This is a genomic window from Guyparkeria hydrothermalis (assembly GCF_023555385.1).
GTDB classification, from domain to species: domain Bacteria; phylum Pseudomonadota; class Gammaproteobacteria; order Halothiobacillales; family Halothiobacillaceae; genus Guyparkeria; species Guyparkeria hydrothermalis_A.
This window is the reverse complement of sequence record NZ_JAJSED010000001.1, coordinates 571,306-587,295: the sequence shown is the minus strand read 5'-3', so window position 1 is coordinate 587,295 and position 15,990 is coordinate 571,306. Positions and strand designations below refer to the sequence as shown.

Genomic DNA, 15,990 nt, shown 5'->3' with positions numbered 1-15,990 from the left:
GTTTTCGATGTGGTGTCGACGCGGTCCGTCTTCAAGAGATCAGGTATAGGGATCCGGGTAGTTCAGCGATGAGAGCACACGGATCTCGATCAGTTCCATCTGCTCGGCCTCATCGGGGGTGAGGTGATCATAGCCCAACAGGTGCAAAATCCCATGCACGACCATGTGGGCATGGTGCGCACGGCGGCTTTTGCCCTGCTCGGCCGCCTCACGTTCGACCACCTCGGGGCATATCACCAGGTCTCCCAGATACGGCAACGTCGAGCCGGGCAGGACCGTCACAGCGGCCGGGTCCTCGCTCGCCGGAAACGACAACACGTTGGTCGGCCGGTCCTTGCCGCGGAACTGCGCGTTGAGCGACCGGCTTTCTTCGGGCTCGACGTAGCGAATCGTCACCTCGCCGCCTTCCGGCCCGTCCGGCAACGCGGCCAGCGTGGACGATACCCAGGCTCCGAGCGTCTGGCGTGAGGGGCAGCGCTGCTCGCAGGCACGCTGCCGATCGATCACCACCGGCGGCGTGGTCAATCCGCCCTGCCCCGGCGCTCGTAGGCGTCGATGATCCGCTTGACCAGCGGGTGTCGGACCACGTCACGGCTCTGGAAGAAGGTGAACTGCACCCCCTCGACGTCGCTGAGCATGTCGATGGCGTGCCGCAGGCCCGAGGTGACGCCCTTCGGCAGGTCGACCTGGGTAATGTCACCGGTAACCACCGCCGAGGTGCCGAAGCCGATCCGGGTCAGGAACATCTTCATCTGCTCGATGCTCGTGTTCTGCGCCTCGTCGAGAATGACGAACGACTCGTTGAGCGTCCGGCCTCGCATGAACGCGAGCGGTGCGACCTCGATCACGTTGCGCTCGATCAGGCGATTGACCTTGTCGAAGCCCATCATCTCGTAGAGCGCGTCGTACATCGGCCGCAGGTACGGGTCGATCTTCTGCGCCAGGTCACCCGGCAGGAAGCCGAGCTTTTCGCCCGCCTCGACCGCCGGGCGGACCAGCACGATCCGCTGCACCTGGCCGCGCTCGAACGCGTCGATGGCACTGGCGACGGCCAGATACGTCTTGCCGGTCCCCGCCGGACCGATGCCGAAGTTGAGGTCCGCCTCGCGGATCGCCTTGAGGTAGTTCACCTGGCGATTGCCGCGGCCGCGCACGATCCCGCGCAGGGTCTTGATCATCACCTCGTCGCCCGGCGGAGGCGGCGCCTCCTCCATGCCGGCCTCCTGCATGCCCAGATTGACCCGCTCGGGATCGATGATCTGGGTCTCGCTCAACTTGTACAGGTCGGCAAGCAGGGTCTCGGCCTGGGAGGCGATCGCCGCCGGACCGATCACGGCGAACAGGTTGCCGCGATGGTTGATCTCCACGCCCAGACGGCGTTCGATCATGCGCAGGTGCTCGTCGAACGTACCCGCCAGGTTGGCCAGACGCTCGTTGTCGGCCGGTTCGAGGGAGAATTCGAGACGTTCGGCGTTCGCTTCTGTCATTACGCAGCCACCAGATTGCGGGCCTTGGCGCGCTCTCGGTCCGTCGGATGAATGTCCACGAACTCGCCGCGCAGCGAGTTCGGGTTGACCTGCGTGATCTCCAGATCGACGAACAGGCCGATCAGACCCGGCCGGCCGCGGAAGATGACGCTGCGGTTGTTCTCGGTCTTGCCCATCAGCTCGTTGGGGTCCTTCTTCGACGGTCCCTGCACCAGCACGGTCTGGGTAGTGCCGAGCATGGCCTGAGAGATCTCCTGCTCGAACTCGTTGATGCGCGTCTGCAGGCGCTTCAAGCGTGCCTTCTTGACCTCTTCGGGCTGATCGTCCGGCAGGTTAGAGGCCGGCGTACCGGGACGCGCGCTGTAGATGAACGAGAAGGAGTGGTCGAAGCCGATGTCCTCGATCAGCTTCATGGTCTGCTCGAAGTCGTGGTCGGTCTCACCCGGGAAGCCGACGATGAAGTCGGAGGAGATCGAGATGCCCGGACGCGCCTCGCGCAGCTTGCGGATCTTCGACTTGTACTCCATCGCCATGTGACCGCGCTTCATCAGCGCCAGCACCCGGTCCGAGCCCGACTGCACGGGCAGGTGAAGGAAACTTGCCAGTTCCGGAATGTTGCGATAGGCCTCGATCAGGCGATCGGTGAATTCGACCGGATGCGAGGTGGTGAAGCGGATACGGTCGATGCCGTCGATCTGCGCGATGACCTCGATCAACAGCGCCAGGTCGGCTGGCTGTCCATCGTGCATGGGGCCCTGATAGGCGTTGACGTTCTGCCCCAGCAGGTTGACCTCGCGCACGCCCTGCTCGGCCAGGTCAGCGACCTCGGCGACCACGTCATCGAACGGCCGCGAGATCTCCTCGCCGCGGGTGTACGGCACCACGCAGAAGGTGCAGTATTTCGAGCAACCTTCCATGATCGAGACGAACGCGACCGGGCCGTCGGCACGCGGGTCCGGCAGGTTGTCGAACTTCTCGATCTCGGGAAAGGAGATATCGACCACCGGCTTACGCTCGGCCTCGACCACGGCGACCATCTCGGGTAGCCGGTGCAACGTCTGCGGGCCGAAGACGATGTCGACGAACGGGGCGCGCTCCCGCAGGGCCTCCCCTTCCTGGCTGGCCACGCAGCCACCCACACCAATGATCAGGTCCGGGCTCTTGTCCTTGAGCGGACGCCATTGGCCCAGTTGCGAGAACACCTTTTCCTGCGCCTTTTCGCGGATCGAGCAGGTGTTCAGCAGGATCACGTCGGCCTCGGCCGGATCGCTGACCGGATGGAAGCCGCGCGACACCCCGAGTACGTCGGCCATCTTCGCCGAATCGTACTCGTTCATCTGGCAGCCCCAGGTCTTGATGTAGAGCCGCTTGCCGGCTCCATCGGTGGGCACGGATGTGTTGGGTGTGGCTGTCGTCGTCACGTGAACGAATTCCTCGTCATTCCGGCTTTCGAAAAAGGGATCGAAAGATAGCAGAAAATGCCGGCAAACCGAAGCGGGGACAAGGGCTTAAGCAGGCCAATACGGGATCTTTTCGTCCCGGGCATCAGTCATAGGGGTGATGCTTGAAAAAACCGTACCGTTTTAGTACTTTTAAGCTCATTCCCCGGGTTTCCGTACAGCCTTCTCGAATCGGTGTCGGGCCCGGGTAACGGACCGCTGTATGCGGAGGCAGTTATGTTGAAGATCAGCCGACTGAGCGATTACGCCATCGTGCTCCTGACGGCGTTGGCAGGAGACCCGCGCGACGAGCCCAGCTCGCAGCGGGCCAACGCCCGCGCCTTGGCGGAACGCACCGGCATCAACATGCCCACGGTCGGCAAACTCCTCAAGCTGCTCAACGGCGAAGGGATCGTGCAATCGCGCCAGGGGCGAAGCGGGGGGTATTTCCTCGCCCGCCCCGCCGCCGAGATCACGCTGGCGGAGATCATCGAGGCCATCGACGGACCGATCGCGATGACCGACTGCTTTCGTCCCGATCATGACTGCGCGATGCAGGGTGATTGCGCGGTGCGTCCTCACTGGGAAGCGATCAACCGGGGCGTACATGCCCTGCTCGACGCGACCACGCTGGCTGACATGACGCAGCCAGTAAACAACAACACGCCGGCTACCCAGGTGCCGGTGTGGTACGAGCGGGCCCGTAGCGGCGAGGTTACGGACGCCGGCAAGCGCGCTCGCAACGCGACTTCCTGAATGGATTCGAGACACGAACATTTGCCCGTCGGCCTCGCCGTCGGGCCATCAGCCTTCGACCAGGTGACAACGACATGACCGAAACGCAGGAACTCGAACAGCTCGTCAAGCGCGAGTACAAGTACGGTTTCACCACCGACATCGAGCAGGAGATCATTCCGCCGGGTCTCGACGAGGACGTCGTGCGCATGATCTCGGCCAAGAAGAAGGAGCCGGAGTTCATGCTCGAGTGGCGCCTGTCGGCCTTCCGGCAGTGGCAGAAGATGGCCGAGCCGGAATGGGCGCACGTCCACTACCCGAAGATCGACTACCAGGCGCTGTCCTACTACGCCGCACCGAAGACCCAGGAAGAGCTCGACGCCGAGGCGCCCGAGTCGCTCGATGACGTCGACCCGAAGCTCCTGGAAACCTACGAGAAGCTCGGCATTCCGCTGCACGAGCGCGCCGCGCTGGCTGGCGTCAAGGGCGCGAACGTGGCGGTCGACGCCGTGTTCGACTCGGTTTCGGTGACCACCACTTTCAAGGAGAAGCTCGCCGAGGCCGGCGTGATCTTCTGCTCGTTCTCCGAGGCGGTCGAGAACCACCCGGAGCTGGTGCAGAAGTATCTGGGCACCGTCGTGCCGCAGGGCGACAACTTCTTCGCCGCACTGAACTCGGCGGTCTTCTCAGACGGTTCGTTCGTCTACGTGCCCAAGGGCGTGACCTGCCCGATGGAGCTGTCGACGTACTTCCGGATCAACGCCAAGAACACCGGTCAGTTCGAGCGCACGCTGATCATCGCCGAGGAAGGCGCCTCGGTCAGCTACCTCGAGGGCTGCACCGCCCCGCAGCGGGACGAGAACCAGCTGCACGCCGCCGTGGTCGAGCTCGTCGCGCTCGACGATGCCGAGATCAAGTACTCCACCGTGCAGAACTGGTACCCCGGCGACGAGGAAGGCAAAGGCGGCATCTACAACTTCGTCACCAAGCGTGGCGAATGCCGCGGCGACCGCTCCAAGATCACCTGGACCCAGGTCGAGGCCGGCTCGGCAATCACCTGGAAGTACCCCAGCTGCGTGCTGAAGGGCGACGACTCGGTCGGCGAGTTCTACTCGGTGGCCGTGGGCAACAACTTCCAGCAGATCGACTCGGGCACCAAGATGATCCATCTCGGCAGCCGCACCCGCTCGACGATCGTCTCCAAGGGCATTTCCGCCGGCCGGGCCGAGAACGCCTACCGTGGCCTGGTGCACATCGGCAAGACCGCGAAGGACGCGCGCAACTTCACCCAGTGCGACTCGCTGCTGATCGGTGATCGCTGTGGCGCGCACACCTTCCCCTACATCGAGGCGAAGAACAGCACCGCCCAGGTCGAACACGAGGCCACCACCTCGAAGGTCAGCGACGACCAGATGTTCTACCTGCGTTCGCGCGGGCTGTCCGAGGAAGACGCCATGAACATGGTCGTCAACGGCTTCTGCAAGGAAGTCTTCAACGAACTGCCGATGGAATTCGCCGTCGAGGCACAGGCCCTGCTGGCCGTGTCGCTCGAAGGCTCCGTGGGCTAACCGAACAGATACCAGAGGCTTTTCATCATGGCACTACTCGAAATCAAGAACTTGCACGCGGAAATTGACGGCAAGGAGATCCTCAAGGGCATCGACCTGTCCATCAACGCCGGCGAAGTCCACGCGATCATGGGCCCGAACGGCTCGGGCAAGAGCACGCTCTGCCACGTCCTCGGCGGCCGCGACGGCTACGAGGTCACGAAGGGCTCGATCACCTTCGACGGCCACGATCTCCTGGAGATGGAGACCGAGGAGCGCGCCATCGCCGGCCTGCTGCTCGGCTTCCAGCACCCGGTCGAGATCCCGGGCGTCAAGAACATCTACCTGCTCAAGGAAGCCCTGAACGCCAAGCGCGAGGCGCAAGGTCTCGACGAGATCGACACCTTCTCCTTCATGAAGCAGGTGCGCGAGCTGGTCGCGAGTATGGACATGGACGACGCCTTCCTCCATCGCGGCGTGAACGCCGGCTTCTCCGGGGGCGAGAAGAAGCGCAACGAAATCCTGCAGATGCTGCTGCTCGAGCCGAAGCTCGCCCTGCTCGACGAGACCGACTCGGGTCTGGACATCGACGCGCTGAAGGTCGTTTCCGACGGCATCAACCGCATGCGCGGCGAGGAGCGCGGCATCATCCTGGTGACGCACTACCAGCGCCTGCTCAACTACGTCGAGCCGGACTTCGTCCACGTCCTCTACAAGGGCAAGATCATCAAGTCCGGTGACAAGTCCCTCGCCCACCGCCTGGAAGCCGAGGGCTACCAGGAGATCCTCGAGGAGGCATCATGAAGCGGACCGGTCTTCCCGATTGGCTGAGCGACGCCCTGCCGGAGCAGGCAGCGGCCCCGTCCGAGATCGCGCAGGCCGCCCGCAACCAGGTCGAGACCATCGGCCTGCCGGGCATGCGTGACGAGGAATGGCGCTGGACCAACCTGCGCTCGATCCAACGCGGCCAATTCAACGCCGCGGCCGGCGTGGGTGCGGATATCGAGCCGAGCACCCGTCTGCCGCTGAACAACCCCGTTCGGCTGCGCTTCGTCGACGGCGTGTTCCAGGGTGTGCCGAGTGACCTGCCCGAAGGTGTCACCATCACCGCACTGGCTGATGCCGACGAGGCCACCCGCGCGGCGGCCTTCTCGCCGACGCCGGCCCCGAGCGTCGACAATCCGAACGATGCGCTGGTCACGCTCAACACCGCTATGGCCCGCGAGGGCGTGGTCGTGGATGTCGCGGCCAATGCCATCGTCGAGCGCCCGATCGTGATCGAGTGGCTCGATGGGGCGACCGAGTCGGTCATGACCCACCCGCGCGTACTGGTCCGCCTGGGTCAGAGCGCGGCCGCCACCCTGCTCGAGCACATCGAGACGGTCGGTGAGCAGCCGGCCTGGCGCAACAGCGTGATCGTCTCGACGATCGCGGCCAATGCCGCGCTGACGCATATCGCCCTGGGGCTGGACGGTGAGTCGCGCCTGACCACGGCCCGCACGTTCGCCGAGCTTGAGCGCGACGCGCGCTACCACAGCTACAACGTCCAGCTTGGTGGGCGCATGATCCGCCGCGAATACGACATCCATGTCGGCGGCTCGGGCGCGCATACCGACCTGATCGGCCTGATGATGCCGCACGGAAAGCAGCTGCTGGACACGCACACGCGGATCACGCACGCCGCCGCTGATACCACCAGCAACGAGCACTACCGCACCATCGCCGACGACGCTGGTCGGGGCGTGTTCAAGGGCCGCATCCTGATCGAAGAGGACGCGCAGCGCATCGAAGCGTACCAGTCGAGCAACAACCTGCTGTTGTCGGACAATGCTGAGATCGATGCCAAGCCGGAACTCGAGATCTATGCCGACGACGTGAGCTGCTCGCACGGCGCGACCATCGGTCGTCTCGACGAGGAGGCGCTGTTCTACCTGCGCACCCGGGGCGTTCCGCTGGCCGAGGCTCGCGGCCTGCTGATCGCCGGCTTCGCCCAGGAAGTCATCGACGAGTTGCCGCTGGCCGAGCTGCGCGAGTGGCTGACCGAACAAGTCGAGCGACGCCTCGGCGAGCGTAGCCTGCCCGCCGATTCGGACGCGTGATGACTACCGAGGGCCGCAACCACCCGTTCTCGGTCGAGTCGATCCGGGAGCAGTTCCCGGCGCTCGACCAGGAAGTCCACGGCAAGCCGTTGGTCTACCTGGACAACGCGGCCACCACGCAGAAACCGCAGGTGGTGATCGACACCATCCGCGAGTTCTACGAGCGGGACAACGCCAACATCCACCGCGGCGTGCACACGCTGTCGGCCCGGGCCAGTGAGCGCTTCGAGAACGCCCGCGCCCGCATCGCGCGGTCGCTGGGTGCCGAGAGCGAGCGCGAGATCGTGTTCGTCCGCGGCGTAACCGAGGCGATCAACCTGCTGGCCCATTCGCTGTCGACCGACTGGCAGGCCGGCGACGAGGTGATCCTGAGCGAGCTCGAGCATCACGCCAACATCGTCCCGTGGCTGATGCTGGGCGAACGCAAGGGGCTGACGATTCGCACCATCCCGGTCAACGACCGTGGCGAGCTCGAGATTGACGCCCTGCCCGGCCTGATCACCGACCGGACGCGACTGGTCGGGGTCAACCACGTCTCCAACGCGCTGGGCACCATCAACCCGGTTGCCCGCATTGCCGAGATCGCCCACGAGCGGGGCATCCCGGTTCTGGTCGACGGTGCGCAGGGACTGCCGCACGGACCGGTCGATGTTCAGGCACTCGACTGCGACTTCTATGCCTGCTCCAGCCACAAGGTCTTCGGACCGAGTGGCGTGGGTGCGCTGTACGCCCGTGGCGACTGGCTCGACCGGCTGCCGCCATTCATGGGTGGCGGCGACATGATCGAGGAAGTGCGCTTCGACGGCGTGCGCTTCGCACCGCCACCGTCCAAGTTCGAGGCGGGCACGCCCAACATCGAGGGCGCGATCGGTTTCGGCGCGGCTCTCGAGTGGGCGGACAGCCTCGACTGGCTCGCGATCGAACGCCACGAGGCCGCCCTGCTCGACCGCATGACCGAGGGGCTCAACGAGATTCCCGGGCTGCGGATCGTCGGCCAGGCCGCGCACAAGGTGCCGGTGGTCTCGTTCCTGATCGACGGCGCGCACCCGCACGACGTGGGCACGCTGCTGGATTCCATGGGCATCGCGGTGCGCACCGGGCATCACTGCGCGATGCCGCTGATGCGCTGCTTCGAGGCACCCGCGGGCACCGCCCGCGCCTCGGCGGCGTTCTACAACACACTCGACGAGATCGACCAGTTCGTCGCCGCGGTCACCCGCGTGCGCAACATGCTCGTCTGACCAAGCCGGGAGAACGAACCGTGGAACCGATGGAACGCATTCGACTGAGCCGCGACGTGGTCTGCACCATGGTGCCCTCAGGGCAGAAGGTGCTCGCCTCCAAGGACACCCCCGTCGAGCTGATGCAGGCCCTGGGCGGCAGCTTCACCATCAAGGCACGCGGCCATCTGCTGCGCGTCGAGGGGAAGGATGCCGACGCGCTGGGCAAGGAGCCGCCCCCGCAGCCCGAACTGCCGGAAAACGCCTCCGACGAGGAGGTCGAGAAGATGGTCTGGGATCAGCTGCGCGGCGTGTTCGACCCCGAGATCCCGATCAACATCGTCGATCTCGGCCTGGTCTACAAGGTCAAGGTCGAGTCGTTGCCGGTTGCCGGACGGCGTGTCGAGGTCGACATGACACTCACCGCACCCGGCTGCGGCATGGGCGGGGTGATCGCCTCCGATGCCCACCAACGCATCATGGAGATCCCGACCATCGAGGAAGCCGCCGTGGAGCTGGTCTTCGATCCGCCGTGGAGCAAGGAGATGATGTCCGAGGAGGCTCAGCTCGCCACGGGCATGTTCTGATGAACCTACTGCGCCACCCGATTGCCGCGTCGCGTGCTCACTCGCTCCTCGCCTATCGGGTTGATATGTCTCGTCGCTCGCTGTGCGGCTCCTTGCACTCGGGCGGCTCGCTACGGTTCTTGAGGTCTTCATACCCCAATCATTATTCGAACTGACGACGAGATTACGCATGACCGACACCGCCAATCAGCCGATCGACGATAACTGGATCCGCGTCTGCGAACAGCGCGAACTGGCCCCCGGCGAACGCCGTGTGGTCGAAGGGCCGGACGTGGACATTCTGGTGGTCAATGCCGATGGCGTGATTCTCGCGGTGGTCGACGAATGCAGTCACCAGGAACTGCCGATTTCGGAAGGACCGCTGGACGGCGACATCATCACCTGCCCCTGGCATAACGCCGAGTTCTGCCTGCGTGACGGTGAACCGCTGTCGGCCCCGGCCTACGAACCGATCGACTGCTACGATGTCCGTGTCGAAAACGACACCATTTACGTTGCCAGCACGCCCCGCGAGGCGAGCTGAAACCAGCTGGAGGAAGGCTCATGACCGCCGAGGTACACAGCGCCCAACCGGCAAACGAGACCACCGCGCCCGTTGATCCGGCCCGTATCGAGGCCGCTCGCGCACGCGCCACCGCCCTGCCGGCCGAGCAGCGCCTGTCGGCCACCGAGGCCGCCCGCCGGCATCTGACCAAGGCATTCGAGGGCGACGAGGGCGCGCTCGGTCTGCGGCTGGGCATCAAAAAGTCCGGCTGCTCCGGGTTCGCCTACGTGATGGACGTTGCCCGCTCGGTCGAAGACGACGACCTGTGGTTCGACTGCGGCGACGGCATCGCGGTGATCACCGACGAGGAGAGCTTTAACGCACTGCGCGGCTCGACACTCGACTACGTGGTCGAAGGCCTCACCCGCATGCTTCACGTCGACAATCCCAACGTCGAGGACAGCTGCGGCTGCGGCGAGAGTTTCACCGTGCGCGAAGAGGCCTAAGCCCACCGCGCCCCTGCCATGCATTCCGGAGGAGATCCATGACCGACAAAGCGCCCAGCATCGACGCCGAGATCAATGCCCTGAAGGACGAGTTCGCCTTCCTCGGCGACTGGACCGAGCGCTATCAGTACATCATGGACATGGGCAAGCAAATGCCCACCTTTCCACCGGAGAAGCAGGACGAGGCCCACAAGTTCCACGGCTGCCAATCCCAGGTGTGGTTCGACTATGAGTGGGACGGTGATCAGCTCAAGCTGATCGGCACCAGCGACGCCATGATCGTCAACGGGCTCATCGCCCTGCTCTTCCGCGTTTATTCCGATCGTAGTGCCGAGGAGATCCTGGCGACCGACAGCGGGTTTATCGACGATCTGGGGCTGTCGGCCCACCTGTCGGCGAACCGAGCGACAGGGCTCTCCAACATGATCGAGAAGATCCGCGGACTGGCTGCCGAACGGGCAGCCTGATCCCCCTCTTTTTTCCCTAGTCGTCCCGACAGGCTTCCACGAACGCCTCCATCATGCACTGGTGGGCTGGGCTGGCCTGTAAGTCGCGCTGGCGATAAAGCATGACAGCCGCCTCGGGACAGAGTCCTTCGTTGACCGGCAGCACACGCAGGTCCGGCTCGTCGCGCACCTGATGCTCGGGCAGCCAGCCGAATCCCAAGCCGGAACGCATCAGCTCCACGGCCGTGTGCATGTGATCCACGGTGACTCGCTGGGCCGCGCCCAGCCAGCCGGCATTGGCGCCCCGTTCCGGGTGCGAGTCGCGCAGGACGATCTGGCGATATTGGCGTAGCTGACCGTCGGCCAGCAGCTGTCCGGATGATTTGGATTCGGCCTGTTCGACCAAGGGATGCCTCGGGCCGGCGCAAGGAACGAACCGCACCCGGCCAAGCTGCACCCCAGTGTGATCACCCACCGGCTCAAGCCCGAGATAGATCCCCACCTCCCCCTCGCGGAACATTGCCGGGCCGCCGCCCAGCACCGTCTCGAACAACTCGAGGCGAGTATGCGGATAATCCTGTGAAAACCGTTCCATCGCCTTGATGAGCTGTTCGTGAGGGAACACCTGATCCACCGCCAGGCGAAGGACCGAGGCACCGGTGGCGCGAAACTGATCGATGACCCCCTGCACGCCCTCGAGCTCCCTGATCAGCGGGCGCATGTGTTCGAGCAGGATGGAGCCGGCCTCGGTCAGTCGGATACGCCGCGCGCGGGTCTCGACCAGCGTGACCCCGATGCGGCGCTCGAGCTGCTTGATGGCGTGGCTGATGGTCGACGGGGTACGGTGCAGGCGTTCAGACGCCGGTTTGAGCCCGCCCAGCTCGATCACCGTTTCCAGCCAGTGCCAGGTGCGGAAGTCATCCATCGTTCGAGATCCGTGTGGGGCAGAAAGTGGACTATACCCACCCACACCGCGACATGGCCATCATCGGCCCCGCCCAAATAAAAAATCCCCGGGGCCGATTGAATCGACACCGGGGAACACCGCAGGAAAACCGGTGGAATCAGAGTGCGTAGGGAATGCGCACTCCAAGGGTGAAATCCGGGGCATCCGGTGTCAGGCCGACGCCCAGGCTGGTGACCAGCGTCGTTTTCGGCCCGAGCGCGTACGTCAGTCCCAGGTTGAGGGTGGCCGAATTGGCATCGCTGCCAATGAGATCGACCCAATCCTCCCCGTCGTAACGAGTCCGGGCCTGGCCGTTTATCTGCTGCGAGTAGGACATGGACAGGCTTGCCTTGTCGTTGAGCGCGAAGGCCAGCCCCAACCCCACCGTCCAGGAGTCGCCCAGCTCGACATCGCCCGGATTGACGGTATCCGGATCGTTGTTCAGGTCGTCGAAACTGCGCGACAGGTAGTGCGTGTAGCCCAAATTGGCGAACAGCAGGGCCGGATCGAGTGTCTTGACCGCCGAGACGGACGCGCCGACGCCCCACAGGCCATTACCGGTGGCCTGCTCCTCGGGAATGGCGAACCGCACGAAGGCGTTGCCCTCGGCATCCTCGCCGGTCTCGATCACGCGCCAGTCGATCCCGTACGGCTCTTGCCCGGTCGGAGCGATCACGCTGCCGGTCAGCACCACATCGGGCCGGTTCACCGTTTCGGGCAACAGCCGATAACTGAGGTTGAAGGTGGTGTCGCCAAGCGCGATGTCACTGCTCTGATCCACTTCGGCGAACGCGGCCGCCGATCCGCCGGCACCGCCTTTCTGGTAGGTCGTGTAACGCTGGATGAATGGTGCGGAGACGCCGACGTTCCAGCGCGGGGTCAGGCCGTAGCGTGCCGCCAGGGTGTACTTGAAGGTGTCACTGGCGACATTGTCGACCGCGATATTGCCGAGGAAGATCGCATCCAGCGCAAGGAAGCCGTTGAGCGTGAGTTGCGTCCGGTCGTACCGGCTGTACTCGAATCCGGCCTCGACGACCAGCGGTCGATCGAAGGCGACGTGCTCCTGCTGCAGGAAGTCGTCGACGCTGCGCCGGGTCGCCTGCCGCTTGTCCTCTTCGGTGGGCGCCGTGGCCGTATCCCCTTCGGCGGCTGCCGCGGCACCGATCGGCATGTCGGGTTGCAAATCGCCTTCCGGCTCCACACCCGCTTCCGAGAGCCGGGTCTGGACGGCCATCAACCGCGCATCCAGCTCACGAAGTCGTCGTACCTCGTTGACGTAACGCTGTTTCAGGGATTCCAGCTCTTCACGCATCTGCTGAACGTTGTCGGCCTCGTTTGCCGCAAGTGCGGCCGGTGACAACCCCATCGTCAGCCCCAGTGCGAGTATCGAGAGACCGACAGGAACTGCTGCCCCTCGCCCGCTCACTTCCCTCACGCGATCATCCATGGTCACACTCCTTGGGTTTCACCCCGTGATTGCCGTTCGAGACCACCGCTCCATCCGGTGATGCCCGATCAGATTCCCCCGCGCAGGGAGGCCAGGCACTGGCCCACCTGTCGCTGCAGACGCTCGCGATCGCTCATGGCGGTGGGATCGATGCCCACCATCAGCCGCAACTGGTTGGTGATCGCCTGATGGCTGCCAGCCAGCTGGATGAGCTGGGTCGCCGCGCCCGCCTGGAACCCCTGGAAGACCTGCGAGTTGCCCAGCCGCATGCTGACGCCCGCCTGGTGACCCTCGCCGGTCAGCCCCGAGGCGACTACCGCGCCGTTCTGACTGACCTGAACGCGATAACTGCCCTCGCCACCCGCATGGCCTCCTACATCGGGCTCGATGCGGACATCGAACGAGTTGGTTGCCCGGTTATCGGTTCCGGCCACCTGGATCTGTTGGCGCACGCCGTGCGATTCGGTCGGCATCGAGCCGATCACCTCGTGCTCGCCGTTCTGAGTAACCGAGGGCGTGCCCTCGATCGCCACGGTGGGCTCGAAGGTCACGGTCGGCAGCGACCGGCTGCGGTCGATCCCCACGGTCAGGCCGGCGGATAGCGTTCCGCCGGTTGCCTGCCAATGGGAGACCATCTCGACACCGAAATACATCACGCGGTTGTCGCCGACCACATAGCGTCCCCGCATCTGGGAGAGCTCCGGATCGGTCAGGGCGACGATCGCCGGATTGGCCGCGCCAACGGCACTGCTGAACAGGAGCAGCCCGCAGGCCAGTCCCACCGCGACCCCGCCGACCACCAGCACGCGGATTGGGAATCCGGGATCCTTGGGCTCGCTTTCAAAGACATTGAATTGACGTTTCATGGCGTTGTCCTCGATACCCGTCGATCAGAAGAGATCGGCGTGCTTGAATCCGAAGTCCAACAACTCGGCCGTGGGCACCTCACCCGACCGCCGATGAAGTTCTCTGCTGCTGGGAATATCCGTGTCGTCGAGCAATACCGTCCGCCTGTCGAAGCCGGGACCGATCACGGCGAACACGGTCCGCGACGGCCAGCTCTCGATGAATTCCTCGACCGGGTAGCGGCGATTCCCCAGTGCGGGGTCGGCCACGTGCACGTAGCCGTCGCCAACGGTCTTGAGCACCACGAAGTGCTGATAACCGTTGATGTCCATCAACACGATGGTCGGCACGTTGATGCGGCCAAGCCGTGTCAAATCGATTTCGTAGCCACGCCCGCGATACCCCAGGCGAGCCAGGTAATGCTTCATCTCGAGCAGGGAAAAGCCGCGGGTGCGCACAAGATCCGGATCCGATACACCCCACATGCCGGCAAGCACGGTTGCCTCGTCGAGGCGCAGGCCGTAGGCATAGCGCAACAGGGTCGCCAGAGCCGCCGCTCCGCAGGAGAAATCGAACTGCTGGCGAACGACGTTGCGGTAGCGATGTTCGAGCATGCTCTCCACCGGCTTGTCGATGATCTGCCCATGAGGCAGCACCCCGGCAAAACGCACGTTGGCCGCTGCCCCGTTGACGCTCCAGACCAGCCCCAGCCCGGCAACGAGACCGGCCACCAGGGTGGTCCGCCGTTTGCCTTTCGTCCCGATGTGCTTGATGCCAGCCGGTTTCACGGGCTCTTCCTCCTGTCGACGTTGATCGTCTTTCCGGGTGACGCGGGGTTGCCGTCCACGCCACCTGGAAAGACGAGGCGGCGAACCGCCTCGTCGACCGATCCTTAGATCGGGTTATTCTTCGCCGCCGTTGCTGCCACCGGCGCAGGTGACGCAGGACACAGCCATCGACAGGCTGTTGCTCTGCAGATTGCCGGTGCCGGCCGCGACGTTGACGCCGATGTTGCCGGCCGCGCCGGAGAACGCGCTGCCCAGCAGGGAGGCATCGTTCTTCGCGTTGACCACGACGTAGCGGGTAGTGGCTACCTGACCGCTCATGACCGTCTCAAGACCGATGCTTCCGCGCTCACGGAAGCCAAGGTCACCGCTTTCGCTGCCCTCGGAGGTCATGTCGTTGGTTCCAAAGGCGAGTGCCCCACCATCGTCGTTCAGGTCTGAGCCGCCCTGGGTTGCGGTATCCAGGTCGAAGTGACCGTCAGCAGAACCGCCCGGATGCGGAGCGTCGGTCCAGATGTCCGGATAGACATCGCCGATCTGGTCCAGCGAACCGGTGATCGTGGACTCGGTGTCGCCCGAGTAGCTTCCGGCGCCAGCGCCTACGTAACCGCCCTGGCTGCTACCCGTGAGTGTCACGCGGGTCAGCTCGGTGTAACGCTCGGTGCGGCCCTCGTTGCGGATGTTGTTGCCGACCGACTCCTGGCTGCTATCCAGGGTGGCGTTGGCCACGCGTGCCGTGGAGACCGAAGCCGCCATGGTGTTCTTCTGCGCGTTGCCGGTACCGGCCGCCACGTTCACACCGATGTTGCCGGAGGCATTGGCAAACGCGCTCTGACCGATGCTGGCGTTGTTCATCACGCCGCTGTTGAACGTCGTGTTGAGCAGGTTGGCCTGATGAACACCGACGGCGGCTGCGGATTCGCCGAACACGAACCCGGCATCAACGGCTGCAAGTGCGGCGGCGTTGTCCTGGATGTTCGTGTCGCCGGCCGCGACGTTCATGCCGATGTTGCCGGAGGCACCACTGCCGACCTCGTCACCAAGGCTGGCGTTGTTGGTGAGCTTCTTGTTGTTCACCTGGTTGGCGTGAATGAACTGCCGATCCATCGCGGCAGCGCCCGCCTGGGCGTTGATGGCAATGTCACGCAGGAAGTTGTCCACGGACGTGCTCATCGACTTGTTGATCGTGAGATTCTTCTCGACATCCACGTTCTTATCGATGTCGATGTCCTTGTCCACTTCCAGGCTCTTCGAGACATCGATGTCTTTGTCCACATCGATCCCCAGATTCCACTGGAGGTCTACCGTCTTCTCGTAAGACTCAGCCATCGCGGGGCTGGCGACCACTGCTGCGACCGCCGAAGCGATCAGGGTCATCTTGAGTTGCGTTTTCATGGCGACTACCTTCTTGTTGGG

17 protein-coding genes are annotated in these 15,990 nt (G+C 64.4%); 9 read left to right on the top strand and 8 right to left on the bottom strand.

The genetic code is table 11. From position 1 onward, the window contains the following. Positions 1-39: 39 nt before the first annotated feature. The 3 genes from ybeY to miaB are packed head-to-tail and all read right to left on the bottom strand — an operon-like array spanning position 40 to position 2,908. The gene (ybeY, locus tag LV476_RS02830) at positions 40-525 is read right to left on the bottom strand and encodes an rRNA maturation RNase YbeY (RefSeq protein WP_250073074.1); all 486 of its coding nucleotides are present in this window, start codon (positions 523-525) and stop codon (positions 40-42) included. Further along, complete coding sequence (locus LV476_RS02825; RefSeq protein WP_250073072.1) at positions 522-1,487, bottom strand: PhoH family protein; 966 nt, start codon at positions 1,485-1,487, stop codon at positions 522-524. The genes ybeY and LV476_RS02825 overlap by 4 nt, the downstream gene beginning before the upstream one ends. After that, a complete protein-coding gene (gene miaB / locus LV476_RS02820) occupies positions 1,487-2,908 on the bottom strand; it encodes a tRNA (N6-isopentenyl adenosine(37)-C2)-methylthiotransferase MiaB (protein ID WP_349665992.1) in 1,422 nt (473 codons plus the stop codon). Before miaB ends, LV476_RS02825 begins: the two co-directional genes overlap by 1 nt. A gap of 255 nt (positions 2,909-3,163) precedes the next feature. Here miaB and LV476_RS02815 point away from each other — a divergent pair, with 255 nt between their 5' ends. The 9 genes from LV476_RS02815 to LV476_RS02775 all read left to right on the top strand — a co-directional run bounded on the left by LV476_RS02815 (position 3,164) and on the right by LV476_RS02775 (position 10,571). Continuing rightward, positions 3,164-3,682, top strand: coding sequence for an SUF system Fe-S cluster assembly regulator (locus tag LV476_RS02815; protein ID WP_250073070.1), 519 nt, complete (start codon positions 3,164-3,166; stop codon positions 3,680-3,682). A 74-nt stretch (positions 3,683-3,756) separates the two neighbouring features. Continuing rightward, positions 3,757-5,229, top strand: a complete 1,473-nt coding sequence (gene sufB, locus LV476_RS02810) for a Fe-S cluster assembly protein SufB (RefSeq protein WP_250073068.1) — start codon at positions 3,757-3,759, stop codon at positions 5,227-5,229. A 27-nt stretch (positions 5,230-5,256) separates the two neighbouring features. Then, a complete protein-coding gene (sufC, locus tag LV476_RS02805) occupies positions 5,257-6,012 on the top strand; it encodes a Fe-S cluster assembly ATPase SufC (RefSeq protein WP_058573976.1) in 756 nt (251 codons plus the stop codon). Then, the gene (sufD, locus tag LV476_RS02800) at positions 6,009-7,307 is read left to right on the top strand and encodes a Fe-S cluster assembly protein SufD (RefSeq protein ID WP_250073065.1); all 1,299 of its coding nucleotides are present in this window, start codon (positions 6,009-6,011) and stop codon (positions 7,305-7,307) included. The genes sufC and sufD overlap by 4 nt, the downstream gene beginning before the upstream one ends. Further along, complete coding sequence (locus LV476_RS02795) at positions 7,307-8,548, top strand: aminotransferase class V-fold PLP-dependent enzyme (protein WP_250076222.1); 1,242 nt, start codon at positions 7,307-7,309, stop codon at positions 8,546-8,548. Before sufD ends, LV476_RS02795 begins: the two co-directional genes overlap by 1 nt. A gap of 20 nt (positions 8,549-8,568) precedes the next feature. Next, on the top strand, positions 8,569-9,114 hold the full coding sequence (gene sufT, locus LV476_RS02790) for a putative Fe-S cluster assembly protein SufT (RefSeq protein WP_156413880.1): 546 nt from the start codon (positions 8,569-8,571) through the stop codon (positions 9,112-9,114). A gap of 169 nt (positions 9,115-9,283) precedes the next feature. Beyond that, entirely contained in the window at positions 9,284-9,637 is a 354-nt protein-coding gene (locus LV476_RS02785; RefSeq protein WP_250073063.1) for a Rieske (2Fe-2S) protein, read from the top strand. Between the two features lie 20 nt (positions 9,638-9,657). Further along, positions 9,658-10,104 (top strand): HesB/IscA family protein, encoded by a 447-nt coding sequence (locus LV476_RS02780; RefSeq protein WP_250073055.1) that lies wholly within the window; start codon positions 9,658-9,660, stop codon positions 10,102-10,104. 38 nt (positions 10,105-10,142) lie between these two features. Next, positions 10,143-10,571 (top strand): SufE family protein, encoded by a 429-nt coding sequence (locus LV476_RS02775; RefSeq protein ID WP_250073053.1) that lies wholly within the window; start codon positions 10,143-10,145, stop codon positions 10,569-10,571. A gap of 16 nt (positions 10,572-10,587) precedes the next feature. On the opposite strand, the gene LV476_RS02770 is transcribed toward LV476_RS02775, so the two are convergent. From LV476_RS02770 to LV476_RS02750, 5 genes are all read right to left on the bottom strand, one after another. Then, positions 10,588-11,475 carry a LysR family transcriptional regulator gene (locus LV476_RS02770; protein WP_250073051.1) on the bottom strand — a complete coding sequence of 296 codons (888 nt, stop codon included), beginning with the start codon at positions 11,473-11,475 and terminating at the stop codon, positions 10,588-10,590. Positions 11,476-11,614: 139 nt separating this feature from the next. Then, positions 11,615-12,943 carry a transporter gene (locus tag LV476_RS02765; protein WP_250073049.1) on the bottom strand — a complete coding sequence of 443 codons (1,329 nt, stop codon included), beginning with the start codon at positions 12,941-12,943 and terminating at the stop codon, positions 11,615-11,617. A gap of 68 nt (positions 12,944-13,011) precedes the next feature. Further along, positions 13,012-13,809: a hypothetical protein gene (locus LV476_RS02760; RefSeq protein ID WP_250073047.1), complete on the bottom strand. Its 798-nt coding sequence runs from the start codon at positions 13,807-13,809 to the stop codon at positions 13,012-13,014. Between the two features lie 24 nt (positions 13,810-13,833). Next, positions 13,834-14,577, bottom strand: a complete 744-nt coding sequence (locus tag LV476_RS02755; protein ID WP_250073045.1) for a C39 family peptidase — start codon at positions 14,575-14,577, stop codon at positions 13,834-13,836. Between the two features lie 114 nt (positions 14,578-14,691). Then, positions 14,692-15,969, bottom strand: coding sequence for a hypothetical protein (locus LV476_RS02750; protein WP_250073035.1), 1,278 nt, complete (start codon positions 15,967-15,969; stop codon positions 14,692-14,694). Between the last annotated feature and the right edge of the window lie 21 nt (positions 15,970-15,990).

Coding starts and splice junctions, on each gene's coding strand:
- LV476_RS02825 (WP_250073072.1), bottom strand. CDS start 1,487: ATGACAGAAGCGAACGCCGAACGTCTCGAATTCTCCCTCGAACCGGCC.
- LV476_RS02815 (WP_250073070.1), top strand. CDS start 3,164: ATGTTGAAGATCAGCCGACTGAGCGATTACGCCATCGTGCTCCTGACG.
- sufB (WP_250073068.1), top strand. CDS start 3,757: ATGACCGAAACGCAGGAACTCGAACAGCTCGTCAAGCGCGAGTACAAG.
- sufC (WP_058573976.1), top strand. CDS start 5,257: ATGGCACTACTCGAAATCAAGAACTTGCACGCGGAAATTGACGGCAAG.
- sufD (WP_250073065.1), top strand. CDS start 6,009: ATGAAGCGGACCGGTCTTCCCGATTGGCTGAGCGACGCCCTGCCGGAG.
- LV476_RS02795 (WP_250076222.1), top strand. CDS start 7,307: ATGACTACCGAGGGCCGCAACCACCCGTTCTCGGTCGAGTCGATCCGG.
- LV476_RS02785 (WP_250073063.1), top strand. CDS start 9,284: ATGACCGACACCGCCAATCAGCCGATCGACGATAACTGGATCCGCGTC.
- LV476_RS02780 (WP_250073055.1), top strand. CDS start 9,658: ATGACCGCCGAGGTACACAGCGCCCAACCGGCAAACGAGACCACCGCG.
- LV476_RS02775 (WP_250073053.1), top strand. CDS start 10,143: ATGACCGACAAAGCGCCCAGCATCGACGCCGAGATCAATGCCCTGAAG.
- LV476_RS02770 (WP_250073051.1), bottom strand. CDS start 11,475: ATGGATGACTTCCGCACCTGGCACTGGCTGGAAACGGTGATCGAGCTG.
- LV476_RS02765 (WP_250073049.1), bottom strand. CDS start 12,943: ATGGATGATCGCGTGAGGGAAGTGAGCGGGCGAGGGGCAGCAGTTCCT.
- LV476_RS02760 (WP_250073047.1), bottom strand. CDS start 13,809: ATGAAACGTCAATTCAATGTCTTTGAAAGCGAGCCCAAGGATCCCGGA.
- LV476_RS02750 (WP_250073035.1), bottom strand. CDS start 15,969: ATGAAAACGCAACTCAAGATGACCCTGATCGCTTCGGCGGTCGCAGCA.